Origin of the sequence: Tepidimonas sp. (genome assembly GCF_046292505.1) — a bacterium.
Taxonomy (GTDB): Bacteria; Pseudomonadota; Gammaproteobacteria; order Burkholderiales; family Burkholderiaceae_C; genus Tepidimonas.
This window is the reverse complement of the sequence record NZ_JBKBQX010000303.1, coordinates 1-503: the sequence shown is the minus strand read 5'-3', so window position 1 is coordinate 503 and position 503 is coordinate 1. Positions and strand designations below refer to the sequence as shown.

At 68.6% G+C, this 503-nt stretch carries 1 pseudogene; it reads right to left on the bottom strand.

Features of this window, described 5'->3' with window-relative positions:
• Nucleotides 1–459, bottom strand: a pseudogene (locus ACK4TH_RS13405) (hypothetical protein); the annotation flags it as partial.
• Nucleotides 460–503: the final 44 nt, after the last annotated feature.

The following is a 503-nucleotide window of genomic DNA, read 5'->3' as shown; positions in this document are numbered from 1 at the left end:
CAGGCGCTCCAGCAGATCGAGGAAGGCGAATTCGGCCTTGGTTGATGGCCATGGCTTGATCGTGCCGGCGATCCTGGGGCGGGGCAGGCTGCGGCCGAGATGGCGCTGCGCCTGCTCGCCGAGCAGCTCGCGCGCCTCGGCCTGCATCATGCGGCGATCCATGCCGTCGATGACCGTACGCCAGGACGCCTTCCATGCAGACGGGCCGGGCAGGCCGGCGGCCTCATAGATGGCCTCGTCCCATGCGGTCTTGATCTTGCCGATGCTCTCGCGCACGCCGGGGCCATGCACGGCTTCCAGCAGGCGCTGAAAAGGTGTCGGCAGGTCGCCGATCAGCGCCTCATGCGCATCGTGCAGCAGGAACAGCGCGGCCATCATTTCGCCCGCACCCTCAGCCAGCAGCGCCTGGGCGCCGTGCAGGCTGTGCTGGGCGACGGAATAGGAGCCGACCTGCGGCACCCCGTTGAAGCGGGCGATACGAGACAGGCGACCGGCGAAATCGC